Source organism: Streptomyces sp. NPDC086519 (assembly GCF_040686075.1).
In the GTDB taxonomy this organism is placed as follows: domain Bacteria; phylum Actinomycetota; class Actinomycetes; order Streptomycetales; family Streptomycetaceae; genus Streptomyces; species Streptomyces shenzhenensis.
This window is the reverse complement of sequence record NZ_JBFBJL010000006.1, coordinates 159,257-185,168: the sequence shown is the minus strand read 5'-3', so window position 1 is coordinate 185,168 and position 25,912 is coordinate 159,257. Positions and strand designations below refer to the sequence as shown.

Sequence of the window (25,912 nt, the reverse complement as noted above, 5' to 3'; positions counted from 1 at the left end):
ACCGCCCGCCGCCCCGGGCGCACGCACTGACGGTGGTGCGCCGTCCGTGCGTGCCGTCGTTCCGTGCTGTCGTTCCGTGCCGTCGGTCAGGGACGCCGGTGCTGCTGGCGGCAGTCGGAGAGCCGGAAGGAGGCGATACGGGTGTGCCAGTTGTAGGCGCCGTCGTACGGCTGGTACTGGTTGGTGTACCAGAACGTACAGTCGTCCGACGGGTCGATCGCCATGGAGGTGTAGTCGCCCCAGCGGTTGCTCCCGATCTGGGAGCCCAGTCCGGTCCCCACCAGGGTCTCGTGGAACGTCATCAGGTTTGACCGGTCACCGGCCAGACGTCCGGTGAGACGGATCGAGGGGCGGGTCTGGGCGGAGGACTGCGAGTATCCCAGCGCGATGTCGCCCGCCCTGTTCTGGGCGACGGAGCCCATCCAGCGGTAGGTCGGGTCCGGAGCGTAGGTGCTCTGCTGGCGGACGACCGGCCGGCCGCCCCGCAGCCGCAGCTCGTACCAGCGCACACCCACGGCGCCGCGGGCGTCGACCGCGTGGTTGAACACCAGCGACTCATGGTCGTCGAAGTTGCGGTAGGCGAGCCGGTACATGGGGAAGTAGGACAGCGAGTCCAGCTTCTGCCTGGTGTTGGCCTGCGGTACGCACCTGTCCCCGGCGTGGTCCGTGCGCTCGCAGGCGCGGGTGAAGGGCGCGACCCTCAGGTCCCGCGCACGGGTCACGGAGGTGGCGGCCTGGTTCCGCCAGTCGACATGGAACTGGAAGTACCGCAGGGTGTCGTCGGTCTCCCCGAGGGTGACCAGCAGGTTGGGTTCGCCCCGCCGGGGCCGGGTCGTGCCGTCGAGGTCGGAGCCGAGCAGGAAGTGGTCCGCCGGGAAGAAGTAGCACTGCTGACTGGCGTCGGCACCGCGCAGCATCCGGCTCCGGTCCCAGGCGCATGCCTCCTGCGGCAGGCCGGGAGGGCCGGAGTTGATGGTCACGTAGTAGGCGTCCGGCCACACCGCGACCTTCTCGTGGCCGGGGTCCTGCCGGTACCCGAACTCGTAACGGTGGTAGGAGCCCGTGGCGTCCGCGGTCGTGGAGACGCCCACGCACAGCCGTCGGTGGTCGGTGGAGAACTGGGTGATGATCCAGCGGCGGGCAAGGGTGTCCCAGCGGACGACGGGGTCCACGTTGAACGCGGTCTCGCACGGCCCGCCGAAGCCCTTCCACAGGGTGTTGGTCGGGATCTGGCCCAGCACCGTACCGCCGGTCTTGGAGTACACCGCGAGTACGAGGTTGGTGACCTCCACGATCTGGGTGGAGCCCACCGAGGCGTTCGGATCCGGAGGAACGGCGCCCCCGTTCGAGACGCCCTCGAAGCTGCGGAGCAGCGTGATCTGCGCCCGGCTGCCCTGGTTCGTCTGCACCACCGGATCCGAGGCGGTGTGCTCGGGCAGCGCCCGATGCGGCCGTCGGGGACCGGGAACGACGGACGGTGTGGGCCTGACGTGCCCGGCCGTCCGCGCCAGCGTGCGCAGGGGGAGCGAGGTGTCGTGGTGCAGCGCGGGACCCGAGTCGGGCGACCGGACGGGCTGTGTCCGCACCGGCCCGGCGAGAGCGGCTCCGGCGGCGGGCGTGGGGGACAACGCGGGGGAGACGGCCAGCGCGGCACTCAGCGCCGCGACGGCCGAGAGTGAGCGCAGGCCACCGAAGACGTGCACGGATCCTCCAGACGGTCGGCGAACCATCCGATCGGCTCGCCCGGTGACGGCACCGGCCAAGGGGATTCCGCGCCGCCCACGACGGCTGTCACGGCACACACATGCCCGGGGAACATCGTCATGTGTCGGAACCAGGCCACCCGTACCAGGGCGAGCGGCCCTCCGGTGCACGGACGCCCAGTTACCCACGCCGCCCGCCGGATACCACGGCTGCCGACGTCGTGTCCTGCCCGCATGACTCGTACGGCGCATTCCGAGGCGGTCGCCTTCGAACACCGGTCGCCTCCGTCGCCGGTGGCGGAGGCAACCGAGTCAGCCGCATCGCCGACTGGATCGCCGAACCGACCCGCCCCCGGCGGACACCAAGCCACTTCCGCGCCCTCTGCACCGCCCCCGGCTGACCTCCCGGCAGGATCGCCAACGGAGTCACGGCATCGGCCCTGGGCCGAAACGGCTGCTTGCCTTCGGCTTCGCGGGAGACGGGAGCCCGCTCGGCCCGCTCGGTGAGGTGTTGCCGGGGAAGGATTTCTCTGGGGTTCAGAGCCCGGCGACGACGCGTCGTAGTGTGCCCGGCGCGATGCGCAGCATGGCGGGCATGACCTTCGTCTGGCCGGGGAATGCCATGTTCCGCCCCCGCCGAAGAGCCTTCATCGTGACCGCCGCCACCTGTGCGGGAGTCAGTTTCTTCCCCGTGGCTTCGGCGTTCATGGGCGTGTCCGTAGACGGTGGGAGGACCTCGAGGACATGGGTGCCCTGCGGGGCGAGTTGACGGCGCAAGCCATCCGCAAAGCCGTGCAGGCCGGCCTTCACCGCGCCATGGGTAGGCGCGCGAGTGGGCGAGACCAGAGCGAACCCCGAGGTGATGAATACGATCGCGTCGGGCTCTGGCCATCGCTCGAGCACTTCACCCGTCAAGTGGATGGGGGCGGTGAGGTTCAACGCCACCTCGGCATCGAGAGTCGCATTGGGGTTCTTGCCGGCTGCATAGTCCCGTTCCTCGAACGTACCGGCGTTGTTGACCAACACGTCCAGACGCCCGAAGCGATCAGCGACTGCTTGCAACAACGCTGCCCGATCAGCTGCGTCCGTCACATCAGCCCGCACGGCCAGCGCCTGCGGGTGGGCCTGCGCGAATCGGTCGAGCGCAGCCTGCGAACGCCCGCAAACGACGACAGACGCCCCGAGCTCGACGAAGGATTGCGCGAGGCTCAAGCCGATGCCTGAGGTTCCGCCAGTGATGAGTACGGTCTGTGACATGATGTTGCCTCTCCGTATACCGTACCGATTGGTACGAAACACGTTAGCACATCCGTACCGATCGGTACCGAAGGAGTAGGATGAAGAAATGACCTCGACGACACCGGTCCCTCCTGGCAGGCCCCGCGCGTTCGACATCGATGAGGCACTCGATCGCGCAGTCCTGGTGTTCTGGTCAAAGGGTTTCGAGGGCGCCAGCCTTGACGACCTCACCGAAGCGATGGGTATCAGCCGCCCCAGCCTGTACCGGGCGTTCGGCAGCAAGGAAGACCTCTTCCACAAGGCGCTGGAGCGCTACACCGAGGGCTTGACCGCCTACTTCGCCCGAGCTCTGGCCGAGCCCACCAGCGGAGCAGTGGCTACTGCCGTGCTCCACGGGGCGGTCGAGGCGGCAACCATGCCGGGGTTGCCCGCGGGCTGTCTTGGCGTGCTGGGTGCGTTGGCCACCGGGGATGAGAGCCGCCCGGTCCGAGACGCACTCATCGCATGGCGCGAGGAGGGGGTAGCCCACTTGACGCGCCGGTTCCAACAGGCGGTGGACGCCGGTGACCTTCCGCCTTCCGCGGATCCGCATCTTCTCGCGCTCTACCTGAGAACAGTCGCCAATGGGATCGCCGTCCAGGCCGCGAGTGGTAGTTCCCGCCCTGAGCTGCTGCAAGTCGCGAACCTCGCGCTGGGCAGCTGGCCAAAGCTGTAGTCAGCCAGTCAGCCAGTCAGCCAGTCAGCCAGTCAGCCAGTCAGCCAGTCAGCCCGGGATCGACGCTGGGCGTGGCGCGCGGCGAACTACCGGTGATCAACTGTTCATCAAGCCGTGCGTGCCGGCGGCACCCGGCTCCCGTCCTTGTCGCGTCGGCGCCCCAGCCGGCCAGCAGTCGTAGTGCCTCCGCCGACGGGGAACCGGGTTCGGTGTAGTACGTCGCCTCCGTGCAGGCGGGTACGTCGGGGCCGGTGGCGTATCGCCTAGCTGGGGCACCGGTTACTGCGGCTCGGCGCACGAGGTGTTGTTCGACGTGATCGAAGCCGACCGCAAGCTGGACACCTGGCTGCGGTGGGTCCGGTTCGTCGCGGCCACGGAGGGGCGCCCCGGAGGGTCAGGCGCACTCGGCGTTCACGTAAGGCTCCACGCGGCCGACGCTCTCCTTGAGGACGAGGTCGAGCAGTCCGGGGAACCGCTGGTCCAGATCTTCCTTGCGCAGCGTGTTGAAACGGCGGGTGCCGACATCGTGCTGCCGGATGAGACCGGCCTCGCGCAGGACGCGGAAGTGGCGGGTGAGTACGGACGCGGTGACGTCCTGCGTGAAGCCGCTACAGGCCAGGCCGGGGGAGACGGAGAGGGTGACGACGATGGTGAGCCGGGTCTCGTCGGTCAGCGCGCTCATGATCTTGAAGAGGTCGAGGTCGTCCGTGTCGGGGTGGACGAGGGGGGAGGAGGTGCGGCTGGCCATGAGAAAAGAATAACCCCGGCCCTATGTTCGCGTCAGCGCGTACATGGGTTACGGTGAAGGCACGGATTGACCCTTCATCCGTCATCCACCGGGTTGCCCATCACCGGTACCACGGCATGCCGCGAACGCCTTTGTCGGCGCGGCCTGCATCAAGAACGGAGCACACCCCATGACCACAACACAGGCGACCGAGCCGAGGACGCACCGGAGCGAAACTGCCGCGGAGGTGGTCGGCCGCCTTCGTGCGACGTTCAACACCGGCGTCACCCGCGGACTGGACTGGCGCGTCAGCCAACTGCGGCGGCTGCGGGCACTGCTGGTCGAGAACGAGCAGGAGCTGATCGAAGCCCTCTGGGCTGACCTGAGGAAGAATGCCGCCGAGGCGAAGACGCAGGAGATCGACTTCACCGTCGCCGACATCGACGAGACGCTGGCGAATCTGGAGAGCTGGCTTCAGCCTCGCCCGGTGGAGGTTCCTGCCCATTTCGGTCCCACGACCACGGCCTACACCACGTACGACCCGCTCGGGGTCGTCCTGGTGATCGCTCCGTGGAATTTCCCGCTGCACCTTCTCATCGACCCCATCATCGGCGCGCTGGCCGCCGGGAACACCGTGGTGGCCAAGCCGAGCGAGATCTCGGTGCACACCTCGGCGGTCGCTTCACGCCTGCTGCGTGAGTACTTCGACGCCGACGTGCTCACCGTCGTCGAAGGGGGTGCCGAGGAGACCACGGCCCTCCTGGCGCAGCGTTTCGACCACATCTTCTACACCGGCAACGGCACCGTCGGCCGGATCGTCATGGCCGCAGCCGCCAAGAACCTCACCCCCGTCACGCTCGAACTCGGAGGCAAGTCACCGGTCTTCGTGGCGCCCGACGCCGACGTGGACGAGACCGCCAAGCGGCTGGTCGGCGCCAAGTTCGGCAACGCGGGGCAGCAGTGCATAGCCCCGGACTACGTTCTGGCCGATCCTGCCACCGCTGCCGCACTGGTTCCCGCCCTGCGTGCGGCGGTCGAAGCTCAGTTCGGCACCAGCCCGCAGACCTCGGCCGGCTTCGGCCGGATCATCAACGAGCGGCACTTCGACCGGCTCACCGCTCTGCTGGACTCCGGCCGGGCGGCGGTGGGAGGCCAGCACGACCGTGACGACCTGTTCATCGCACCGACGGTGCTCACCGATGTCGACCCCGCATCGCCCATCATGCAGGAGGAGATCTTCGGTCCGATCCTCGCCGTCGTCGAAGTCGAAGACCTCGATGCCGCCATCGCCTTCATCAACGAACGCGACAAGCCCCTCGCGCTCTACGCCTTCACCGAGTCCGAGGCCACCAAGGCGCGCCTGGTGAACGAGACGTCCTCCGGCGGCGTCGCCTGGGGCCAGCCGGTGATGCAACTGCTCATGACCGGCCTGCCTTTCGGAGGCGTCGGCGAAAGCGGCATGGGCCGCTACCACGGCCGGTACTCCCTCGAGACGTTCAGCCACCTCAAGGCTGTCGCGGACGTCCCGCTCAACTAGGCCCGCGCTTTCGTGAAGCAGGCTGTCCGATGGGCGATCGGCCGGCGGACGTGCCTCAGGCCGGTCAGAATGAGGATCGCTGAGATCGCTGTTCCCACCCCCGCCGCAATCGCGTTCCAGGTGAAGCCGTGTACCGGTCCTCTTCACGGGGGCGCGTCGAGGGAGTCGGTCGCGACGCGGCCCGCAGACGTCGATCCGTACCGACTCCGGCGGCGGCACCCACGACTTCGTGAGCCGGCCGGCTGCTGATCGTGCGCAAGGAGCGAACGCCCGTACTCCGGCGGGCAGTTGCGCTTGACCGGCGTCGACACCGACACCGACACCGACGCTGACGCCGACGGCATGCGGCTCTCACCGCGTTCGCCGCCAACACCACCCACACCCCGATCGCGGTCCTGGAACCGCGTCACCGCCAGCGGGCCCGCGCCTGCCCGAGGACCGCATCCGCGCCTCCGCCGGGACAGCGTGGACCCCCTGTGTCGCAGACATTCATCCCCTTTCCCTCCGTATCGCAGAAAGAAAACCCATGCCTGTCAACATTTCAGAAGTCTCGCCCGTTTCATCACTTTCCTCCCCCGTCTCTCTCGGGAAGATCGAGCTCGCCAACCGCATCGTCATGGCACCGCTGACCCGGGTCCGCGCCGGTTCCTCCGGCATCCCCGGGGACCTGATGGTCGAGTACTACCGGCAGCGGGCGAGCGTCGGGCTGATCATCACCGAGGGCACCTACCCCGACCACGCGTCGCAGGGTTATGTCGGTGAGCCGGGCATCGCCACCGACGAGCAGGCGGCCGGCTGGCAGCGGGTGTTCGAGGCGGTGCACGCCGAGGGCGGCCGCATCGTCCTGCAGATCATGCACGCCGGCCGCCAAACCCACCCCGACATCAACGGCGGCCGCCGCATCCTCGCCCCCAGCGCGATCGCCAGGACCGGCGAGACGTTCACCGAGAAGGGCGAGCAGCCCTACCCCGTACCGGAAGCGATGACCACCGCAGAGATCCGTGCAGCCCTGGAGGACTTCGTCACCGCCGCCCGCCGGGCCATCGAGGCGGGAGCGGACGGCGTGGAAATCCACGGCGCCAACGGCTACCTGCTCCACCAGTTCCTCTCCCCGGCGGCCAACCAGCGCACCGATGGATACGGCGGCTCGCCGCACAACCGCGCCCGCTTCGTCGTCGAGGTCGTCACGGCGGTCGCCCAGGCCGTCGGTGCCGAGCGGGTCGGGCTGCGGATCTCGCCGGAGGTCGCCTTCGGGGACGTCTTCGAGACCGACCGGGACGACGTCCTGGCCACCTACGGCACCCTGCTCGACCAACTGCGCCCGCTGGGCCTGGCCTACCTCTCCGTACTGCACACCGAGCCGGGCGGCGAGCTGGTACAGGAGCTGCGGCGGCGCTTCGACGGCAAGCTGATCGTCAACAACGGCCCCCTCGGCGGGGGGCAGACCACCCGCGAGCAGGCGCTCCAGCAGATCGAGGCCGGCCACGCCGACGCCGTGGCCGTGGGCCGGGCCCTCATCGCCAACCCCGACCTGGTCGAGCGCTGGCAGGGCGGCCACCCGGAGAACGAGCCGCGGCCGGAACTGTTCTACGGGCCGGACGCCGAGGGCTACACCGACTACCCCTTCCTCGAAGCGGCTTGAGGCCCACACTCACGCCTGTCCATGCGGCAGCCCCACCCACCCATGGACAGGCGCCCGACCGGCGACACCGTGCCCGCCCTTGGAGCCCGCGCTCACACCGGCGATCACCGGCTCGAGGACCGTCGGGTCCATCAGGGCGTTGACAGTCCGCAGGTTCCTGGTCAGCAGCCTGCGTTCGGCGACCTCGTCGAGCACGGCTGCGACGACCTCGTTGTCCACGAATGGGCTCACCTGGTTCACGCCGTGCTCGGCGAACAGCGGTGCGCAGTCGCGTATGGCGGCGCCGTTGTAGCGCAGCGCGGCCCAGTCCTCCCATTCGCCGGCGTTTGATCCGAGGGGCCGCCATAGGTGCTTTTTCGATGACGGGTACGGCTGGCTCAAATACACCTTCGTCCGCCGGACCGAAGATCCGCAGATCGTGGTGGAAGAGATCTTCTGGCAGGAAGGCGAACCTCTTACGGGCCATCCGGCGGAGCCGTAGGCGCTCCCGGCAGTCGTACCGTCGCCACCGTGCCGCCGCCGTTGGCGCGGGCCAGAGTCACATCGCCGCCCGCCTGTTGCACCGTGCGGGCCACGATGGAGAGGCCGAGGCCCGAGCCGGGCAGGGCCCGTGCGCTGGGTGAGCGCCAGAAGCGGTCGAAGACGTGGGGGAGTTCGTCCTCCGCGATGCCGGGGCCGTGGTCGCGGACCGTGAGGACGCCGCGTTCCAGGACGACGTCGATCGTGCCGCCCTCGGGGCTGAACTTCACCGCGTTGTCGAGGATGTTGACGATCGCCCGCTCCAGGGCGGAGGGCTCCGCGCGTACGAACCACGGCTGGACGTCGGCCGTGATCGTCAGCTCCGGGCCGCGCAGGCGGGCGCGGCGCAGCGCCGCCTCGACCGTGTCCTGAAGCGCCACCGTCTGTAGGCGCTCACCGCGCTGGCCCTCCGAGCGGGACAGCTCCTGGAGGTCGCCGATCAGCGACGCCAGCTCCGTCATCTGCGCCTTCACCGAGGCGAGCAGTGCCTTGCGGTCCGCCGGGGGGATGGGCCTGCCGGTCTCCTCGCTGCGCGTGAGGAGTTCGATGTTCGTGCGGAGCGAGGTGAGAGGGGTGCGGAGTTCGTGACCGGCGTCCGCGATGAGCTGTTGCTGGAGCTCCCGGGAGCTCGCCAGAGAGCTGGTCATGCTGTTGAAGGAGCGGGACAGTCGCGCGATCTCGTCGTCCGACTCCTCCTCCACCGGGATACGGACGCTCAGGTCCTCGGTGCGGGCGACGTGTTCGACGGCCTCGGTGAGCTTGTCGACGGGGCGGAGACCGGCACGGGCGACGGCCAGGCCTGCGGCTCCTGCGCCGAGGACTCCGATGCCGGAGACGAGGAGGAGCAGCAGGGCGAGGTCGTTGAGGGTGTTCTGAGTGCTCTTCAGAGGGACGGCGGTGATCAGCCCGACGTGGGAGCCGCCTTCGGTGGCGAACACCTGCGTCATCACGCGCAGCGGGTTGCCGTCCACGTCGCTGCCGTTGCTGAAGTAGAGGGTGTCGGTGTTTCCGCCCTTGATGAGGTCTTTGTCGGCCTGACTGACCTTGATCACGCCCGTGGCGTCGTGGGTGAGGCAGAACGTGCCGTCGGTCCTGACCACCTGGCCGTAGCCGACCCGCAGGCCGTTGGTGTCCTGGACCGTGCTGGTGCAGTTGATGAGGGCGTTCTGGGCGACGACATTCGCCGGTCCCCGCACTTTCTGCAGGTCGCTCTCGAGCTGGTCGTACAGCTTCCCCTGCACGATGAACCAGCAGGTCACCGAAACCGCCGCCACCGCGAACGCCACCGCCGCCGCGACCAGCATCGACAGGCGGGCGCGGATCGGGAGGGTGCGGAAGCGGCGGACGAGTTTGTTCACTCCGCGCCGCCCTGGCGCAGGACGTACCCGACGCCGCGCACGGTGTGGACGAGGCGGGGCTCGCCGCCGGCCTCGGTCTTGCGGCGGAGGTACATGACGTACACGTCGAGGGAGTTCGAGGAGGGCTCGAAGTCGAAGCCCCAGACGGCCTTGAGGATCTGCTCGCGGGTGAGGACCTGGCGCGGGTGCGCCATGAACATTTCGAGGAGGGTGAACTCGGTGCGGGTCAGCTCGACCTGGCGGCCGGCCCGGGTGACCTCGCGGGTCGCGAGGTCCATGCGCAGGTCGGCGAAGGTGAGGGCCTCGTCCTCCTGGGCGCCGTCGGCCAGGGAGGCCGCGTAGGAGCTGCGGCGCAGCAGGGCTCGGATGCGGGCGAAGAGTTCGTCCAGCTCGAAGGGCTTGACCAGGTAGTCGTCCGCCCCGGCGTCGAGGCCGGTGACGCGGTCGCCGACCGTGTCGCGGGCCGTCAGCATCAGGATGGGCGTCGTGTCGCCCGCTCCGCGGATGCGGCGGGCCGCGGTCATGCCGTCCATGCGGGGCATCTGGATGTCGAGAACGATCAGATCCGGCTTGTAGGCCGTCGCCTTCTCCAGCGCGTCCGCGCCGTCGACCGCGACCTCGGTCTCGTACCCCTCGAAGGCGAGGCTGCGCTGGAGGGCTTCGCGTACGGCCGGCTCGTCGTCGACGATCAGGATGCGCTGGGGTTCACGGTCGCCATCGGCGGGGCTCATCGCTCGGGTTTCCTCGGGGTGCGGTGGGTCTGGGTCGGGACGCCTCTCAGCCTCGCATGTTTCCGGGCTGTCGGGTATGCGCGCTGGTGGGGTGGTACGCCCCTAGCCGCGGACCAGGGTCATGCGGCTCAGCGGCACCTTGCGCTGGTGCGGCCGGGCCGCGGAGGTGCGCAGGCCCATCAGCTCCGGGGCGGGCACGACCTCCGGGGCGCGCCGGGCCGGGGCCGGCGCCACCATGGTCTCCGGGGAGCGCGGTGCCGGAGTCGGGGTCGGTATCACCACGGCCTCCGGGGAGCGCGGTGCCGGGGTCGGCGCCACCACGGCCTCCGTCGGTGCGTGGAGTTCGTACGCCACGGCAAGGGCCAGGCTGAACCCGGCCGGGCTGTCGGCGGCCGTCGTGTGCGAAACCTGCTTGATCATGACGTACTCCCTTGCTCAGGTGCTGCTCTGGTGCCGGGTGGTTCAGCTGGTGGAGCCCGCCCGCAGCTTGGCCAGGTCGGACTTGACGGTGTTGATCGGGATGGCGAAGCCGAGGCCGACGCTGCCCGTGTCCGAGGAGGACGACGAGGAGTCCGAACTGGCCGAGTACATCGCCGAGTTGATGCCGACGATGTCGCCGCTGGCGTCGATCAGCGCGCCGCCGGAGTTGCCGGGGTTCAGGGACGCGTCGGTCTGTATCGCCTTGTAGGTCGTGGTGGACGAGCCGGTGTCGCCGTTGAACTGCTGGCCGCCGAAGGAGAACGGCCACTGGCTGTTGCCGCCGCCCTGCTGCTCCTGCTGGCCCTCGTCGGTGGAGACGGTCACGTCCCGGTTGAGCGCGGAGACGATGCCGCTGGTGACGGTGCCGGTCAGGCCCTCGGGGGAGCCGATCGCGACGACCGTGTCGCCGACCTGGACCCCGTCGGAGTTGCCGAGGGTGGCCTTCTGGAGACCGGAGGCGCCCTGGAGCTTGAGGAGGGCGAGGTCCTTGGAGCTGTCGGTGCCGACGACCTGGGCGGTGTACGACTTGCCGTCGCTGGTGGTGACCTTGATGGACTGGGCGCCGGAGATCACGTGGTTGTTGGTGATGACCTCGCCGTTGCTGGTGATGATCACGCCGGAGCCGGTGGAGGTGCCGTTGCTGAGGGTCGCGTTGATCTCGACGACGCTCGGGCTGACGGCGGCGGCGATCGAGGCGACGTCGCCCTTCTTGCTGGAGGGCACCACGCTGGTGGTGGTGCTGCTGGAGACGACCTCGTTCTTGCCGGTCAGCTCCTGGAAGGCGTACGCGGTGCCGCCGCCGACGGCCGCCGCGACGATCGCGACCGCGGCGAGCAGGGCCATCGGGCCCCGGTTGCGCCTCTTCTTGCCGTGGGCCGAGTGCTCCGGGTGCTCCGGGTGCTCCGCGTCGGCGCCGACGGTGGGGAGCACGGCCGTGCCGCCGCCGTAGCCGCCCTGTCCGCCGTCGGCCGCCGCCGGCTCCGCGGTCACCGGCTGCTGCGCCGGCTGGTGGGCGGGCTGGTGGGCGGGCGGGGGCGGCCACTCCGGGTTCACGGGGGAGGGCGAGGAGGCGTGCTGCTGCTGGGGGTACGCGCCCTGGTAGGCGTCACCCTGGGGACCCTGCGGGTTCTCGTACTCGCCGCTGCGGCGGAAGCTCTCGGTCATGACAAACAGCTTGTCCCGCGACCATGAGAGCTCCCTGAGTGCCCGCTGAGAACGCCGCGAGAAGCGTGTTTGCCCGATATAAGGAAGCTTCTCGCAGGTCGGCCGAGGTTCTCAGACGCCGTTCATGAAGGCTTTGCTGTGAGTCCGCGAGTTCTGCGGGTGCGGGCCGGTGGGGGCTGGTCGCGCCCACGCGGCGGAGCCGCACATCGATACAGCCCCGCGCCCCTGAAAGAAGGGCACTGCGGTGAGCGCCCTTTTAGGGGCGCGGGGAACTGCGCGAGCGACCACGACGCACCCGCGGCCGCAGACCTACCCGCACCCGCAGGAACCCCGCACGACCAGCGTCGACGGAAACGTCTTCAGACGCTCCCTCCGCGATCCCGCCACCCGCAGCCCGTCGTCGAGCACCAGGTCCACCGCCGCGCGGGCCATCGCGGGCCGGTCGGAGGCGATCGTCGTCAGCGGGGGATCCGCGAGCGCCGCCTCCTTGATGTCGTCGAAGCCCGCCACCGCCAGCTCCCCCGGCACGTCGATGCGCAGCTCCCGGGCCGCCCGCAGCACGCCGAGTGCCTGGTCGTCGGTGGAGCAGAAGATTGCCGGGGGGCGGCGCGGGCCGGCGAGGATGTCAAGGGCGATCCGGTACGCGTCGTACCTGTTGTACGGCGCCTCGAACAGCCGGCCCTCCGTGGGCAGGTCCGCCTCGGCCATGGCCCGCCGCCAGCCCTCGACGTGGTCGGAGACCGGGTCGCCGACGGCCGGGGTGTCCGCCGTACCGCCCATACAGGCCACGTACGGGTAGCCGTGTTCCAGCAGGTGGCGGACGGCGAGCTCGGCGCCGCCGAGGTCGTCCGTCACCACCGCCACGTCGTCGATGGCCTCCGGCCGCTCGTGCAGCAGCACGACCCGGGCGTCCCAGGCGTCGATCTCGGCGGCGGCCAGGTCGTTGAGGGCGTGGGAGACGAGGATCAGGCCCGAGACACGCATCCCGAGGAACGCGCGCAGGTAGTGGACCTCGCGCTCGGCGACGTAGTCGGTGTTGCCGACCAGCACCATCTTTCCGCGCTCGGACGCGGCCTGCTCGACCGCGTGCGCCATCTCGCCGAAGAACGGCTGGCGGGCGTCCGGGATGATCAGGCCTATGAGGTCGGTGCGCCGGGACGCCATCGCCTGGGCGACCCGGTCGGGGCGGTACCCCAGCTCCTTGATCGCGGCGAGGACACGCTCGCGCGTTGCCGGGGCGACCGGCCGGGGTCCGTTGTTGATGACATAACTGACGACGGCGGTGGAGGTCCCCGCCAGCCGCGCCACATCATCCCGAGTCACCTTGGCCACGCGCGGAGTCTACGCGGATGGACCCGTTCTGGGCAGGGCGAACCGAAGCTTCGCTTGCGTAAGCAATGCCCCGGCCGGGCGACGGCCACGCCCCGCCCGGCCGGCGACTACGCCTCCGTCGGCACCTCGACCGCGTCCAGGGCGGCCGATGCGTCCGCATCCTCCGGCTTTGGCTGGTCCGCGTGCGCCTTGGCCGCGTCAGCGGCCCGGTCGCCCTTCTCAGGCGTAACGAATCGATAACCGACGTTCCGGACGGTCCCGATCAAGGACTCGTGCTCCACGCCGAGCTTGGCGCGCAGCCGCCGTACGTGTACGTCGACGGTCCGGGTGCCGCCGAAGTAGTCGTACCCCCAGACCTCTTGCAGCAGCTGTGCACGAGTGAACACCCGGCCGGGGTGCTGGGCGAGGTACTTCAGCAGCTCGAACTCCTTGAAGGTGAGGTCGAGGACCCGTCCCTTCAGCTTCGCGCTGTACGTCGCCTCGTCGACCGACAGGTCGCCGTTGCGGATCTCCATGGGGGAGTCGTCGTTGACGATCTGCTGCCGGCCCATGGCCAGCCGCAGTCGCGCCTCGACCTCGGCGGGACCCGCGGTGTCGAGGAGCACGTCGTCGATGCCCCAGTCGGCGGTGACGGCGGCGAGCCCGCCCTCCGTCACGACCAGGATCAGCGGGCAGCCGGGGCCGGTCGAGCGGAGCAGCTGGCAGAGGCTGCGGACCTGCGGGAGGTCGCGGCGGCCGTCGATCAGGATGACGTCGGCGCCCGGGGTGTCGACGAGTGCGGGCCCCTCGGCCGGTGCGACCCGCACGTTGTGCAGGAGCAGGCCGAGAGCAGGCAGCACCTCCGTCGACGGCTGGAGGGCGTTGGTCAGGAGCAGCAGAGAACTCATATGTCTGGTTCCTCCTCGGTCCCTGCGAGGACTGTGTGCAATGACACTGCGCTGCGCTCCCGAAGTTCCATACATCGGCGGTCACCTGGAGTTACCCGCTTCGTATACAGCCCTTCCGAAAGCACAAAAGGACCCGGTGGCGGCGCTGCCCGAGTCCTCTGCCAGCAGAATAGCCCACATGAGCATCGGTCCGGCAGGTCATGTGGCACGTTCCACCGTTCGTCCGACATGTGAGACGAGCAGAAACGCCTCTATGCGGACGTTTCTGCGCACGGACGACGGGGTTTCCATCGATTCCGTATACGATCCCGCCTCCGCCGTATACGACAGCTCCCGGCCACCTTCCCGTGATCTGGTGTTCGTCATCGCCCACGGTTTCACGGGCGACGTGGATCGGCCACACGTACGGCGGGTGGTGGCCGCCCTGACGGATCACGCGCCGGTGGTCAGCTTCTCCTTCCGCGGCCACGGCCGGTCCGGCGGCCGCACCACCGTCGGCGACCGCGAGGTCCTCGACCTGGCGGCGGCGGTGGCGTGGGCCCGGGACCTCGGCCACGCGCGCGTCGTCACCGTCGGCTTCTCGATGGGCGGCTCGGTGGTCCTGCGGCACGCGGCGCTGCACGCCGGTGCGGACGCGGTGGTCTCCGTGTCGTCCCCCGCCCGCTGGTACTACCGGGGCACCGCCCCCATGCGCCGCGTCCACTGGCTGGTCACCAGACCGGAGGGCCGGCTGGTCGGCCGTTACGGCTTCCGCACCCGTATCCACCACCGCGGCTGGGACCCGGTACCGCTCTCCCCGGTGGAGGCGGTGCCGAGGATCGCCCCGACCCCGCTGCTGATCGTGCACGGCGACAGCGACGGTTACTTCCCGGTGGACCACCCCCGGATGCTGGCCGACGCCGCGGGCGGCGCCGCCGAGCTCTGGCTGGAGCCGGGCATGGGCCACGCCGAACACGCGGCGAGCGAGCGGCTGCTGGGCAGGATCGGCGACTGGGCGGCCGCCCGGGCGGGCTAGCCTGACCCTGTACACAGGTACACAGCCGACTGATCGTTCTCATCGATTCTCTTGAGGAACCGGATGCCCAAGGTCACGGTGCGCTACTGGGCCGCCGCGAAGGCCGCGGCCGGCATCGCCGAGGAGCCGTACGACGCGGACACCCTCGCCGAGGCGCTGGCCGCGGTGCGCGCGCGACACCCCGGGGAACTGACACGCGTCCTGCGGCGATCCTCCTTCCTCGTCGACGGTGACCCCGTGGGCACGCGCGGACATGAGACGGTACGGCTGGCCGAGGGCGGCACGGTCGAGGTGCTCCCGCCGTTCGCAGGAGGGTGAGCGAGAGCGATGAGCAACCAGCCGTACGAGGGCTACGACCCGTACCAGCAGCAGCCCCCGGCCCAGCCGCAGTGGGGGTACGACGAGCAGCAGTACGCCACCCAGCAGTGGCAGGGGCAGACCTGGGAGACGCAGATGCACGCCCCGGTGCAGGAGGCTGCCGCTCCGCCTGCGGCGGCCTCCGAGACGGCGTACATGCCACCGCAGTCGTACGAGCGGCCGTACGCCACCGGGCAGCAGGCGTACCCCGCGCCCGCGGCCGCCTCCGCCCCTGCCCCCGCCCCCGCCCAGTCGGAATCGGCGGGCTACGGTCCCGCGACCCTCTCCGGCAACGCCCGGATCACCGACGCCCAGCGGGCCCGTCTGGAGGGCCGCTCGCCGATCATCGAGCCGGGCATGCAGCCGGCGCTGCTCACGGCGCTGCTGGGGCTGCTGCTCGCGGCGACGGCGCCGATCGCCTCGTACGCCCTCGTCGTCCCGCTGGTGATCCTCCAGGCCGTGACGGCGGCGGGCTGGTTCCGCCTGAACGGCATGTGGCCGGCCCGGCAGGGCATCGCGCTCGCCTTCCTGGGCGGGATCACGGCGGACGTGGCGGTCCTGGTGGCGGGCCGGGACCAGGCCCCGGCGGCGATCCTCGGCCCGCTGGGCGTGTGGGTCCTGCTCACTCTCGTCCTGCAGCTCCGCTCGCACGCGGACCCCGACACCCGTATGTACGGCCTGATGGCCACGGTCGCCTCCTCCGCGCTGGCGATCATCGCGACCGGCTACCTGGGCGCGGACCCCGACACGGTGTCGGTCGGCGCGGCCGCGGTCGCGGTGGCGGTCCTCGCGCGGGCGCTGCCGCTGCCGACGGCGGCGTCGGTGACCGTCTCCCTGCTCGCGGCGACCGGGGCGGGCATCGCGGTGGGCGGCATGACGGGCCTGGGCACGAAGGGCGCGCTGGTCGGAGCGGCGGCCGGGGTCTGCGCCCTCGTCGGCCACCGCGCGGCGAGCTACGACTACCCGTCGAGGTTCGTCCACTTCACGGCAGGCGTGGCGTTGCCGCTGACGGCGGCGGCACCGGTGATCTGGATCCTGCACTGACGTCGCCGCGAGGCCGAAAAGCTCTGCCCACCCACCCACCCGACTCGGTAGGCAGAAAAGGCGAGGCCGAAGCAGGACGACCCCGCAGCACCCTGTTTTCAGGGACGCGGTACTGCACCGATACCCGGCCCCGCCACGTGGGCGCGACCAGCCCCCCACCGGCCCGCGCCTGAACCCGAAACGGACCGGTTCCCCCCACCGGCCCGCGCCTGAACCCGAAACGGACCGGTTTCCCTCACCGGCCCGCGCCTGAACCCGAAACGGACCGGTTCCCCTCACCGGCCCGTGCCCGTGCCCGAAACGGACCGGTTTCCCTCACCGGCCCGTGCCCGTGCCCGAAACGGACCGGTTTCCCTCACCGGCCCGTGCCCGTGCCCGAAACGGACCGGTTGCCCCCGGCCGATCCCGCCGCATGGGTGCCGTCGCCAACCCCCATCGGCCCGCGCCCGAACACCGACCGGGCAGCCCGATGCGGGGGCCTGGGGGCGGGCGTCCCCGGCACCGCGGCCGCCCCCACTGTCACAGCTGCTCCACAATCCCCCGTCGGCCCGCTCCCGCAGGGTTAGCGTGGCGGGATCGAATGACCAGCCGACCCCGGGGGAAACCGACCCACATGCGTGCCCTGCGAATACTCCTGATCACCGTCGTCGTCCTCGGCGTCCTCTTCGTGATCGTCGACCGGGTGGCCGTGCACTTCGCCCAGGGCGAGGCCGCCGACAAGCTGAAGACGACGGAGAACCTCGCGAGCACCCCCGACGTCTCCATCAAGGGCTTCCCGTTCCTCACCCAGGTCGCGAGCGGCACCCTCGACGACGTGCACGTCGGCATCAAGGGGTACGACGCAGCCACCGGCACCGCCGGCAGGACCATCCGCATCGAGGACCTGAACGCCGACATGAAGGACGTCACCTTCACCGGTGACTACAGCTCCGCCACCGCGAAGACCGCCACCGGCACCGCGCTGGTCTCCTACGACGAGCTGCTGAAGAACGCCAGGTCGGCGCCCACCGACCTGGGCCTCGGCTTCACCGGCCAGGTCGTCGGTCTCGCCGACGGCGGCGACGGCAGGATCAAGGTCACCCTCGACATCAGCGTCCCCGGCGGCGCCCACCAGAAGGTGCCCGTCCTCAGCACGGTCACCGTCAAGGACAACACCGTGCAGGTGCACGCCGACAACCTCCCCAAGCTCGCCGGTGTCAGCCTCGTGGAGGACCGTTTCCGCCGGGCCTCCGACTTCCAGCAGGCGATCGACCAGCTGCCCGGCGGCGTCAAGCTGGACAAGGTGGAGGCCGTGCAGAACGGTGTGGAGATCGCGGTGCAGGGTTCGAACGTCAGGCTGGCCGGGTAGAAGGCGGCACGGCGGGCACCGGCGCCGTTCCAGCACGCGAGACGGCCGCGTCCGTACAGTAGATGTGATGACCGATACAGGCGCCCGCCCGCCCCGGAATCACGCCGCGGGCCTCCCTCTCGTCCCGCAATCCGGACGATCGCGTCTCACCATACGACATGCCGGTGACATGCCCGCTCATCCGTCCCTACGATCGAGCCCATGAAGCGTCAGGCGGATCTCACGAAGCGGCGGGCAGTCGACCTGTGCCGCGTCGCCGCCATGCTCTGTCGCCCCTTCTGACGGTGGAGGCCACTGCCTCCGCATCCCCCCTGCCCTCCTTCGCCGAGGGCATCCGTGCGCCCCGACGCGCACCCACCCGCATTCGCACGCCCCGCCGCAACTGCCCCGGAGGAGAAAGAGCATGAGCCGCAGCGACGTCCTGGTCGACGCCGACTGGGTCCAGGACAACCTGGACAACCCCGAGATCGCGATCGTGGAGGTGGACGAGGACACGTCCGCCTACGAGAAGAACCACATCCGAGGCGCGATCCGCATCGACTGGACCAAGGACCTGCAGGACCCGGTCCGCCGCGACTTCATCGACCAGGAGGGCTTCGAGAAGCTCCTGTCGGCGAAGGGCATCGCCAACGACACGCTGGTGATCCTCTACGGCGGCAACAACAACTGGTTCGCGTCCTACGCCTACTGGTACTTCAAGCTCTACGGCCACGAGAACGTCAAGCTCCTCGACGGCGGCCGCAAGAAGTGGGAGCTGGACGCCCGCGAGCTGGTCGAGGAGGTCCCGGAGCGCACCGAGACCACCTACAAGGCCAAGCCGCAGAACACCGCGATCCGTGCCTTCCGCGACGACGTCGTGGCGGCCATCGGCTCGCAGAACCTCGTCGACGTCCGTTCGCCCGACGAGTTCAGTGGCAAGCTGCTCGCGCCGGCCCACCTGCCGCAGGAGCAGTCGCAGCGTCCGGGTCACGTCCCGTCCGCCCGCAACATCCCGTGGTCGAAGAACGCCAACGACGACGGCACCTTCAAGTCGGACGACGAGCTCAAGGAGCTCTACGCCGCGGAGCAGGTCGACCTCGCCAAGGACACCATCGCGTACTGCCGCATCGGCGAGCGCTCGGCCCTGACCTGGTTCGTCCTGCACGAGCTGCTCGGTGTCGAGAACGTCAAGAACTACGACGGCTCCTGGACCGAGTACGGCAGCCTCGTCGGCGTCCCGATCGAGCTCGGCGCCAACAAGTAAGACCCGGCAGGACCCGGCAACACCCTCAGACCGACCTTTCAGGACCCATCCTCAGGAGTACGACATGTGTGGAGCGAAGGCCGGCGGCCCGGACCCCTCGACGATCAAGCCCGGTGAGACCACGATCCAGGGTCAGGTGACCAAGGACGGCGAGCCCGTGGTCGGCTACGTCCGCCTGCTCGACTCGACCGGCGAGTTCACCGCGGAGGTCCCCACCTCCGCCACCGGACAGTTCCGCTTCTACGCGGCGGAGGGCACCTGGACCGTCCGCGCCCTCGTCCCCGGCGCCACCGCCGACCGCACGGTCGTCGCCCAGCAGGGCGGCCTGGCCGAGGTCGCGATCGCGGTCTGAGCAGAGCACCGACACGACGGCCGAGGGCCGCGCCTCCGGATCATCCCCGGAGGGCGCGGCCCTCGGCCGTTCCCTTCCTGACGTGTCCCTCGCACTGCTTGGCGGGCTTCGCTCGGGGCGCCGCGTCGGACTCCCCGCCCGCCGGGCCTGCCAGGGGAGCGAGGCAGTGTTCTCCGCCGTGGCGCCGGACCGGGCGTGCCGACCTACCCTGGATTCATGCTGGCCCGTCGCCGCCGCGTCTACTTCGTCATGATGGGGATCTGCATCGGTCTCTTCGTCCTGGCGTGGGGGGTGGTGCGCATCTGGTCGGTCCCCGCCGCCGTGGGGATGTGCCTGGTGGCCATGGTCATCCCGCCCGTCGCCGCGATGGTCGCCAACCGCCGGGGGCCCGACGACCGCTGGTGGGACGACCCCTCCGGCGATCCGCAGTCCGACGAGTGGTGGGACGAGCTGGACGGGAAGAAGCGGCCGAGGTCCTGAGCGGGTGGGGTTCGGCAGCGCCCTGAGGGGGCGCGGGGCCGTATCCGATACGCGGCTCCGCCGCGCGGGCGCGGCCGGCCACGACGGCGCCGCAGTCGACAGACTTCATGTCCCCCGGACTTCATGTCGCCGCACCTCCGGCGGAGCGCTCAGTCCGCCCGCGCGCTCGCCGTGTTCGCGGCGCCGATGCGCTGGGTGAGGAAGAGGGCCGCGCGGTCCAGCGCCTCGTCGGCCTCGTCGAGGACGCCGGCGTACGCCTGGAACACGTGCGGCACGTCGGCGGTGACGTCGAGGACGACGTCCACTCCGGCGGCTCGCGCCCGTTCGGCCATGCGGGTGGAGTCGTCGAGGAGGACTTCGTTGGTGCCTGCCTGGAGCAGCAGGGGCGGCAGGCCGGTCGGGTCGGCGAAGACGGCCGGGCTGAGCAGCGGGTGGCGAGGATCCTGCCCCGCCAGGTACATGGCCCCGGTGTGTTCCAGGGCCTCCCGTGTGAGGAACGGGTCGGCACCGGCCTTGGTCTCCATGCTCTCGCCGGTCCGGGTGGCGTCGAGTCCGGGCGAGAACGCCACGATCGCCGCCGGCATCGGGAGGCCCGCGTCACGGGCGGCGAGGCAGGTGGTGAGGGACAGGCCACCTCCGGCGGAGTCCCCGGCGAACGCCACACCCGACGGGTCCGCGCCGCTGTCGAGCAGGGCGCGGTAGGCGCTCAGCCCGTCCTCGACGGCGGCCGGGAACGGGTGCTCGGGGGCCAGCCGGTAGTCCAGCGAGAGGGCCCTGAAGCCGGTTCTGGCCACGAGATTGCCCGTCAGTGACAGCGCGGTCTCGGGGGAGCCGAACACGAAGCTCCCGCCGTGGAAGTACAGGAGCGTCCCGGCCCGTCGCCCCGCGGCGGGTTCGACGAGCAGCGCGGGGCGCGGGCCCAGCGTCGTGGCCGTGGTGCGGATCCCCTCCGGGACGATCATTTCGGCCATCAGCGCCCTGAACCCGGCCCGGATCCCCTCGACCGACGGGTCCCCGGCGGGATGCGGCTGCCGCAGCCTCGCGTCGAGCAGCGCACGTTGTTCCTTGCTCATCCCTGCTCCCCTCCGAAGTACATGCCGCTACACTATATGCCATGGCATATAGATGGGGTGACGACAGTACCGGCCTCCTGGGGCTCTTCGACGACCTCGTGCGGTGCGAGACGCGTCTGTACAACGCCCTCAACGACCGTCTCCGGGAGCGGCACGGGATCGTCACGTCACAGTTCGAGGTGCTGCGTCACGTGCGGGACCACCCCGGGTCCCGGGTGGGGGACATCGCCGCCGCGTTCGCCATCGGCATCGGGGCGACCAGCAAGGGCGTCGACCGCCTGGAGAAACGTGGCTGGGTCGTCCGGCAGGCCAATCCCTCGGACCGCAGGTCGTCACTGCTGGCGCTCACCGAGGACGGCACGACGCTCGTCGGCGCGGCGGAGGCCACCGCCGGCGAGCGGCTCGCCGAACTGCTCGCGGAGACCTTCGGGGAGTACCCGCTGCCGGCCGTCGCGCAGGCCCTGTCGAACCTCCGCTCCGCACTGGAACGCGACGACGTCGGCACCCCCACCGGCTGACCCGCGCCCCGGCGCGCACTAGTACACGAGCGCCTGGGTCCCGTCCGTCATCGCCTCCTGGACGAAGACCTGGGCGCCCGCGATGCGTACGCCCTCGATGACGTCCTTCTCCGTGATGTCGCGGCGGGCCGCGCACTGGGTGCAGAGGGTGACGCGGCCGCCCGCGAGGAGGGAGTCGAGGAGGTCCGGCAGGGGGGCCGCGTGCGGGAGTTCGAACTCGGCGGCGCGGCCCGGCAGGGCGAACCACGCGGACTCGCCGGTCAGCCACAGCGACACCTCGACGCCACTGGCCACGGCCACCGCCGCCACCGTGAACGCCTGCGAGCACCGCTCAGGGGCGTCCGCCCCCGCCGTCACCTTGATCACCAGCTTCTTCGCCATGCCGGAAGCGTAACCACCGCCCGGGTCAGTATCCGATCGCCTCCCGGACCAGCAGCACGGTTCCGCGCCCCGGACGGGGCTCCGCGTTGATGACGAGCAGGCGGCTGACGGCGCTGGGCGACCCGTACACCGCCCGGGCGCGGGCGTCCTCCAGCGGGAGGGCGTGCTCCTCGACGCGGCGCAGCGCCGTGCCCAGATCGGGCACCACCTTCTGCGTGCCGACGATCCAGACCGCCTGAGCGGCCCCGCCCGCGTTGGCGGGGAGCCGGCTGCCACTGCCCGGGGCGAGCACGAGCGAGCCGGTCTCGGTGACCGCGGCGACGCTGTTGACGACCGCATCGGGGACGGTGAGCAGCCTGCGGATCTCGTCGGCGCCGGTGGCCCGGTCGATGGCCAGGACGCGCGGTCTGATGGCGTCGTACCGGTCGCCGGTGTTGACGGCGTCGTCGATGCCGGACAGCCGGAGCGTCTCGCTGGCTCCGGTGGGCACGCCGGCGCCCGCGGGGATCAGGTCACGGACACGGGCGCGCGCGGCCGCCGCGTCGTCCAGGATCTCGGCGGCGAAGCCGTTGGCACGCAGCGCGGCGGCCGCCCGCTCCGGTCGTTCGGCCGACGCCGGGTCGGCGAAGGAGGCGGCGGGGGCGGCGGGGGCAGCGGCAGGGGCCGTTCGGGGTGCGGCGCCCGCCGGCGGGGAGGTGTCGAGGTACCTGACCTCGTACACCCGCTCGGCGAACTTCCAGCCCTCCCCGGTGCGCTGGTAACGGCCGTGGTGGACGGCGTAGTTGAGCCCCTGGCGGCCGTCGAGAGTGCGCGTGAGCTCCTGGATGTGGGCGCGGCCGGTCACCGTGTCGCCGTCGAGCACGATCGTGCCGGGACGGGTGTTCTGCACGAAGAAGTCCCACCGGCTCTGCAACCGCTCGCCCCCGGTGATGATCTCCTCGCGGCCGATCTGCTCGGCGGGGATGTCCGGCATGCGCAGCGTGCCGACCGGGGTGAACGGCGAGGCCAGGCGAGGCCGGTCGCGCATCATGGGTCACGGCCGGTGCTCCGCGCGCTGGTGCTTGCGCAGCAGCACGTTCGCGTCGGTGGCCGCGCTGTGGTCGTCGGCGGCCCACGCGGTCTCCCGGCGGCCGTCGAGATCCGTGCACTCCGTGCAGCCGGGGACGGGCCGGGGCGGGCGGCTCAGGTCGCCGGGGGGCGTCGGTAAGGCCCACATGCTGCGGTCGTTCGCCGCGCGGACGCCCGCGCTGATCCGCTCTCTGTCGGTAGCGGGGCGTAGCGCCGCCGGATCGGCCTGCCACTCTCTGCCGCCTCCGACGGGACGCAGTATCGCGTACGGCCCCGACCGGTCCCGGTACTCGCCGACCTGGTCGGTGGCGGTGTCGTAGAGCAGCGTTCCCGGCTCCATGGCATTCGCTCCTTTCATCCAACATCTATACGAAATGCGCGAGTTGGACTACTCTGCGTATTGAGGCTGCTACGAGGACGGCCAGGAAGTGGGGGCGGCGCGCCGATGAGGGGCGGTTCTTCCCCGTCTGGCGGCGCTGATTCCGCAAAGTCCACGGGGAATCGGGGAGGGCTGCGGTGCCGCGGAGGCGGGTGGTGCCGGGGCGGAGCCAGGAGCCCGGGCAGCGGTTCGCGGAGGAGTCGCGGTTGCTGAGGGCGGAGAAGGAGTTGGCGGTTGGGGATCCGCCGCAGTTCAAGCCGCCGAGCGCCCGAGCATCACGCTTCAGGTGTTGCCGTTCAGCGCGGGACCCCACGGCCTGATGAACACCTCGGTGAAGTTGCTGCGATTGCCGGATGGCCGTGCGGTCGCCTGCACCGAGAACGACGTGCGTGGTGAACTGGTGGTGGAAAACGCCTCAGTTGAGCTGCTGCTGCGTAGGTGAGATGCGCTGCGCGACCTGGCGCTGTCACCGGCAGGGTCGCGCAGGTGCAGCCTGCTGATGCCGGAGAAATGGCCGTGCCGGCCGTCGACCTGAGTGGCGTCACCTGGCGCGAGAGCACCCCTCCCTCGTCCCCGTCCGTGACAGCAAGGCCCCCTCGCACGGAGCGCGCCTCCTCGGAGCGCCCGCCTGAGGGACCTTCGTCGTGGCGGTCAAGGCGGACGGGGTCCGAGACGCCGTCCGCCGGCCTGCCGGGCGCCGAGTCGCCGCGCCCTCCTGAACCCGTCAGGAGTTCTTGAGGTACTCGGCCAGCTTGCCGATGAGGCGGGCCGCGTCGTCCAGGCCGCGGGCCGTGTCGCCGAGGTCGCCGGCGAGCAGTTTTGCCGGGGCCTGTCCCGCTTCCGGCTCCTCCTGTCCGCCGGGGACGGTCGTGCCCCGGTATCCGACCGGCGCGTCCCCGCGCGGTGCGCGGTAGCCGGTGAAGTCGGCGGCGCGCGCCGGACCGGCGGCCGGGGCCGCGTGGGCGAGGAACTGGACCCGGGAGAGCTGGATCTGGTCGGAGCCGTGGTTCTCGGTGATGCTCAGGCGATAGCGGGCGTAGGGCGCGGGGGAGGCGACGGAGTACTCCTTCGTCTCGTGGCGCTCCCGGAAGCGTTCGCCGGTGCGGGAGTCGACGGTCGTCCAGTGACCGCCGTCGTGCGAGCCCTGCAGCAGCCAGCCCTCCGGATCCCGGTCGGGCGCGTCGTTCGCCGAGGTCAGCCGGTATCCGGCGACGGCGACGGGGTGGTCGAAGGTGAACTCCAGCTCGGCGGTGTCGTCGTTCGCCAGCCACTTGCTGCGGGACTTGCTGAGCAGGTTCTCCGCGACCTCGCCCACCATCTCGAACTCGTCGCTCGCCTCGACCCCGGTCACCGCGCGGGTGATGTCGCGCAGTTCCCCCGCGGCCTCCTGCACGGCCGGCGCGCCGCCGGAGCTCAGCACGACCGAGGCGGTGGTGCCCCGCCGGTCGGTCCAGGTCACCCGTTCCACGGGCGCCCCGCCGTCGTCCAGCAGCAGCCGCAGCTCGCCGGAGGGGGACCAGGTGCCGTCGATCCCGTCCTCGGTGGAGAACCGGTGCAGGGGCGCTCCTGCCGTGCCCTCGGGGTAGGCCCAGCGGTCGGCGAGCGTGCCGCGGTACTCGGTGACCGCGCCGTCGGCGGTCCTGCGGTGGCCCAGGAAACCGGACAGGTCCGCGCGCAGCCCGATCGCCGCCTCCGCCCCGTCCGTCCCGCGCCAGGAGAGGTGGGCGGGCAGGGCCCGCTCGCCGCCGTCGATGTGGAAGAGCAGCCGGGGAGCGGTCTGCCAGACGGTGGAGCCGGCGGTGCGCACCTCGGTGCCGAAGGCGACGACGGACCGCCTGGCCGACCGGGCCGCCAGGGCGCGCTCCGAGCGGTCCCGGTCGTGCGCGGGGGCCACGGTGACCGCCCGGAGCCGCAGCAGCCCTTCCGCGCCCTCCGGGTTGCGCACCTCCAGCAGGTTGTCGCCCGTGGTGAGGAGTTCCCCCGGCACACCGAGCACGGTGACCTGCGGGTCGCTGTGCTCCCCGGCTCCCGGTATCGCCAACTGCTCCGCGAGGGATTTGCCGTTGAGCAGGACGTCCATCGGGGCGCTCGCACCCAGCACGGTCACCGCCACGACGGCCTCCGCGATCTCCTCCCGCTCGTCCACCGTGAAGTCCAGCCTGATGTGGCCGCCGGCACCCAGCGCGAGGTGCGAGGGGGCGATGCCACAACGGTGGTGGGCGACCACGGCGTTCGACAACTGGGCCGGGTCGGTGGAGAAGTCGGCGAATACGGGTTCCATGCGTGTCCCTACGTCGTTCGGGGCATGCCGGTCCTGCCGGCAGCGACATGCGCGGCCTGACGGCCGGCGACACCGCAGAACATAGTGGGGGCCACTGACAACGGCCCCTGGAACCAACAGACTTGGGAATACACCGCCGCGCCGCCCGGGCCGGACGGCGGTGCGGTACCGGTCCCCGTCCGGCCCGCGGCGGTGTCCTGATCGTGATTAATCCTTGTACAACTCATTGAGCTGACCATGAGTCTCCTGTGGCGCGCGGATCAAGGAATCCGCGCTCCCGTTGTGCACAGGGGGACGAAATGGACGCATCAGAAACACCGCCGGAACCCCGGCCGGAAA

General features: G+C 70.7%; 28 protein-coding genes. 13 read left to right on the top strand and 15 right to left on the bottom strand.

Features of this window, described 5'->3' with window-relative positions:
* Nucleotides 1-86: 86 nt before the first annotated feature.
* On the bottom strand, nucleotides 87-1,703 hold the full coding sequence (locus AB0P24_RS08820; protein ID WP_365791632.1) for a hypothetical protein: 1,617 nt from the start codon (nucleotides 1,701-1,703) through the stop codon (nucleotides 87-89).
* Between the two features lie 537 nt (nucleotides 1,704-2,240).
* Nucleotides 2,241-2,960: an SDR family NAD(P)-dependent oxidoreductase gene (locus tag AB0P24_RS08815; RefSeq protein WP_365791630.1), complete on the bottom strand. Its 720-nt coding sequence runs from the start codon at nucleotides 2,958-2,960 to the stop codon at nucleotides 2,241-2,243.
* A gap of 88 nt (nucleotides 2,961-3,048) precedes the next feature.
* Here AB0P24_RS08815 and AB0P24_RS08810 point away from each other — a divergent pair, with 88 nt between their 5' ends.
* Entirely contained in the window at nucleotides 3,049-3,657 is a 609-nt protein-coding gene (locus tag AB0P24_RS08810) for a TetR/AcrR family transcriptional regulator (RefSeq protein ID WP_365791628.1), read from the top strand.
* 394 nt (nucleotides 3,658-4,051) lie between these two features.
* Here AB0P24_RS08810 and AB0P24_RS08805 read toward each other — a convergent pair whose 3' ends face one another.
* On the bottom strand, nucleotides 4,052-4,405 hold the full coding sequence (locus AB0P24_RS08805) for a helix-turn-helix transcriptional regulator (RefSeq protein ID WP_060895109.1): 354 nt from the start codon (nucleotides 4,403-4,405) through the stop codon (nucleotides 4,052-4,054).
* A 169-nt stretch (nucleotides 4,406-4,574) separates the two neighbouring features.
* On the opposite strand from AB0P24_RS08805, the gene AB0P24_RS08800 reads away from it, so the two are divergent.
* Together AB0P24_RS08800 and AB0P24_RS08795 are read left to right on the top strand one after the other, a co-directional pair.
* On the top strand, nucleotides 4,575-5,921 hold the full coding sequence (locus AB0P24_RS08800) for an aldehyde dehydrogenase family protein (RefSeq protein ID WP_365791626.1): 1,347 nt from the start codon (nucleotides 4,575-4,577) through the stop codon (nucleotides 5,919-5,921).
* A 526-nt stretch (nucleotides 5,922-6,447) separates the two neighbouring features.
* The gene (locus AB0P24_RS08795) at nucleotides 6,448-7,563 is read left to right on the top strand and encodes an alkene reductase (protein WP_365791624.1); all 1,116 of its coding nucleotides are present in this window, start codon (nucleotides 6,448-6,450) and stop codon (nucleotides 7,561-7,563) included.
* Between the two features lie 9 nt (nucleotides 7,564-7,572).
* Here AB0P24_RS08795 and AB0P24_RS08790 read toward each other — a convergent pair whose 3' ends face one another.
* The 7 genes from AB0P24_RS08790 to AB0P24_RS08760 form a co-directional block, all read right to left on the bottom strand.
* Nucleotides 7,573-7,944 carry a hypothetical protein gene (locus AB0P24_RS08790; RefSeq protein ID WP_365791622.1) on the bottom strand — a complete coding sequence of 124 codons (372 nt, stop codon included), beginning with the start codon at nucleotides 7,942-7,944 and terminating at the stop codon, nucleotides 7,573-7,575.
* Between the two features lie 74 nt (nucleotides 7,945-8,018).
* A complete protein-coding gene (locus AB0P24_RS08785) occupies nucleotides 8,019-9,440 on the bottom strand; it encodes a HAMP domain-containing sensor histidine kinase (protein WP_365791620.1) in 1,422 nt (473 codons plus the stop codon).
* The gene (locus AB0P24_RS08780) at nucleotides 9,437-10,171 is read right to left on the bottom strand and encodes a response regulator transcription factor (RefSeq protein WP_365791618.1); all 735 of its coding nucleotides are present in this window, start codon (nucleotides 10,169-10,171) and stop codon (nucleotides 9,437-9,439) included. Before AB0P24_RS08780 ends, AB0P24_RS08785 begins: the two co-directional genes overlap by 4 nt.
* 102 nt (nucleotides 10,172-10,273) lie before the next feature.
* Entirely contained in the window at nucleotides 10,274-10,591 is a 318-nt protein-coding gene (locus AB0P24_RS08775) for a hypothetical protein (protein WP_365791616.1), read from the bottom strand.
* A gap of 42 nt (nucleotides 10,592-10,633) precedes the next feature.
* On the bottom strand, nucleotides 10,634-11,815 hold the full coding sequence (locus AB0P24_RS08770; protein WP_365791614.1) for a trypsin-like peptidase domain-containing protein: 1,182 nt from the start codon (nucleotides 11,813-11,815) through the stop codon (nucleotides 10,634-10,636).
* Nucleotides 11,816-12,124: 309 nt separating this feature from the next.
* Nucleotides 12,125-13,147 carry a LacI family DNA-binding transcriptional regulator gene (locus tag AB0P24_RS08765; RefSeq protein WP_365791612.1) on the bottom strand — a complete coding sequence of 341 codons (1,023 nt, stop codon included), beginning with the start codon at nucleotides 13,145-13,147 and terminating at the stop codon, nucleotides 12,125-12,127.
* A gap of 107 nt (nucleotides 13,148-13,254) precedes the next feature.
* Entirely contained in the window at nucleotides 13,255-14,034 is a 780-nt protein-coding gene (locus AB0P24_RS08760; protein WP_181802874.1) for a response regulator transcription factor, read from the bottom strand.
* A gap of 178 nt (nucleotides 14,035-14,212) precedes the next feature.
* On the opposite strand from AB0P24_RS08760, the gene AB0P24_RS08755 reads away from it, so the two are divergent.
* From AB0P24_RS08755 to AB0P24_RS08720, 8 genes are all read left to right on the top strand, one after another.
* Nucleotides 14,213-15,049, top strand: coding sequence for an alpha/beta fold hydrolase (locus AB0P24_RS08755; protein ID WP_365791609.1), 837 nt, complete (start codon nucleotides 14,213-14,215; stop codon nucleotides 15,047-15,049).
* Nucleotides 15,050-15,112: 63 nt separating this feature from the next.
* Entirely contained in the window at nucleotides 15,113-15,367 is a 255-nt protein-coding gene (locus AB0P24_RS08750; RefSeq protein ID WP_365791607.1) for a MoaD/ThiS family protein, read from the top strand.
* 9 nt (nucleotides 15,368-15,376) lie between these two features.
* Nucleotides 15,377-16,450, top strand: a complete 1,074-nt coding sequence (locus AB0P24_RS08745; protein ID WP_365791605.1) for a hypothetical protein — start codon at nucleotides 15,377-15,379, stop codon at nucleotides 16,448-16,450.
* A gap of 613 nt (nucleotides 16,451-17,063) precedes the next feature.
* A complete protein-coding gene (locus AB0P24_RS08740; RefSeq protein WP_365791603.1) occupies nucleotides 17,064-17,798 on the top strand; it encodes a DUF2993 domain-containing protein in 735 nt (244 codons plus the stop codon).
* A gap of 201 nt (nucleotides 17,799-17,999) precedes the next feature.
* On the top strand, nucleotides 18,000-18,080 hold the full coding sequence (locus tag AB0P24_RS08735) for an Ms5788A family Cys-rich leader peptide (RefSeq protein ID WP_350751515.1): 81 nt from the start codon (nucleotides 18,000-18,002) through the stop codon (nucleotides 18,078-18,080).
* 121 nt (nucleotides 18,081-18,201) lie between these two features.
* Nucleotides 18,202-19,041 carry a sulfurtransferase gene (locus AB0P24_RS08730; RefSeq protein ID WP_365791601.1) on the top strand — a complete coding sequence of 280 codons (840 nt, stop codon included), beginning with the start codon at nucleotides 18,202-18,204 and terminating at the stop codon, nucleotides 19,039-19,041.
* Nucleotides 19,042-19,105: 64 nt separating this feature from the next.
* Nucleotides 19,106-19,393 carry a DUF1416 domain-containing protein gene (locus tag AB0P24_RS08725; protein WP_093501297.1) on the top strand — a complete coding sequence of 96 codons (288 nt, stop codon included), beginning with the start codon at nucleotides 19,106-19,108 and terminating at the stop codon, nucleotides 19,391-19,393.
* A 216-nt stretch (nucleotides 19,394-19,609) separates the two neighbouring features.
* Entirely contained in the window at nucleotides 19,610-19,873 is a 264-nt protein-coding gene (locus AB0P24_RS08720) for a DUF3099 domain-containing protein (protein ID WP_181808654.1), read from the top strand.
* A 149-nt stretch (nucleotides 19,874-20,022) separates the two neighbouring features.
* Here AB0P24_RS08720 and AB0P24_RS08715 read toward each other — a convergent pair whose 3' ends face one another.
* Nucleotides 20,023-20,946 carry an alpha/beta hydrolase gene (locus AB0P24_RS08715; protein ID WP_365791598.1) on the bottom strand — a complete coding sequence of 308 codons (924 nt, stop codon included), beginning with the start codon at nucleotides 20,944-20,946 and terminating at the stop codon, nucleotides 20,023-20,025.
* A gap of 41 nt (nucleotides 20,947-20,987) precedes the next feature.
* Here AB0P24_RS08715 and AB0P24_RS08710 point away from each other — a divergent pair, with 41 nt between their 5' ends.
* Nucleotides 20,988-21,464: a MarR family transcriptional regulator gene (locus AB0P24_RS08710; protein WP_365791596.1), complete on the top strand. Its 477-nt coding sequence runs from the start codon at nucleotides 20,988-20,990 to the stop codon at nucleotides 21,462-21,464.
* An 18-nt stretch (nucleotides 21,465-21,482) separates the two neighbouring features.
* Here the strand turns inward: AB0P24_RS08710 and AB0P24_RS08705 are convergent, their stop codons facing one another.
* Genes AB0P24_RS08705 through AB0P24_RS08695 form a run of 3 tightly spaced genes read right to left on the bottom strand, consistent with a single transcriptional unit; the run spans nucleotide 21,483 to nucleotide 23,253 of the window.
* Nucleotides 21,483-21,845 (bottom strand): DsrE family protein, encoded by a 363-nt coding sequence (locus tag AB0P24_RS08705; protein WP_181809119.1) that lies wholly within the window; start codon nucleotides 21,843-21,845, stop codon nucleotides 21,483-21,485.
* Nucleotides 21,846-21,870: 25 nt separating this feature from the next.
* Nucleotides 21,871-22,872 carry an LUD domain-containing protein gene (locus tag AB0P24_RS08700; RefSeq protein WP_365791594.1) on the bottom strand — a complete coding sequence of 334 codons (1,002 nt, stop codon included), beginning with the start codon at nucleotides 22,870-22,872 and terminating at the stop codon, nucleotides 21,871-21,873.
* Nucleotides 22,873-22,878: 6 nt separating this feature from the next.
* Complete coding sequence (locus tag AB0P24_RS08695; RefSeq protein ID WP_365791592.1) at nucleotides 22,879-23,253, bottom strand: hypothetical protein; 375 nt, start codon at nucleotides 23,251-23,253, stop codon at nucleotides 22,879-22,881.
* Between the two features lie 325 nt (nucleotides 23,254-23,578).
* Here AB0P24_RS08695 and AB0P24_RS08690 point away from each other — a divergent pair, with 325 nt between their 5' ends.
* The gene (locus AB0P24_RS08690) at nucleotides 23,579-23,734 is read left to right on the top strand and encodes a hypothetical protein (protein ID WP_365791590.1); all 156 of its coding nucleotides are present in this window, start codon (nucleotides 23,579-23,581) and stop codon (nucleotides 23,732-23,734) included.
* 282 nt (nucleotides 23,735-24,016) lie between these two features.
* On the opposite strand, the gene AB0P24_RS08685 is transcribed toward AB0P24_RS08690, so the two are convergent.
* Nucleotides 24,017-25,573: an alpha-1,2-mannosidase gene (locus tag AB0P24_RS08685; RefSeq protein WP_365791588.1), complete on the bottom strand. Its 1,557-nt coding sequence runs from the start codon at nucleotides 25,571-25,573 to the stop codon at nucleotides 24,017-24,019.
* Nucleotides 25,574-25,912 lie beyond the last annotated feature (339 nt).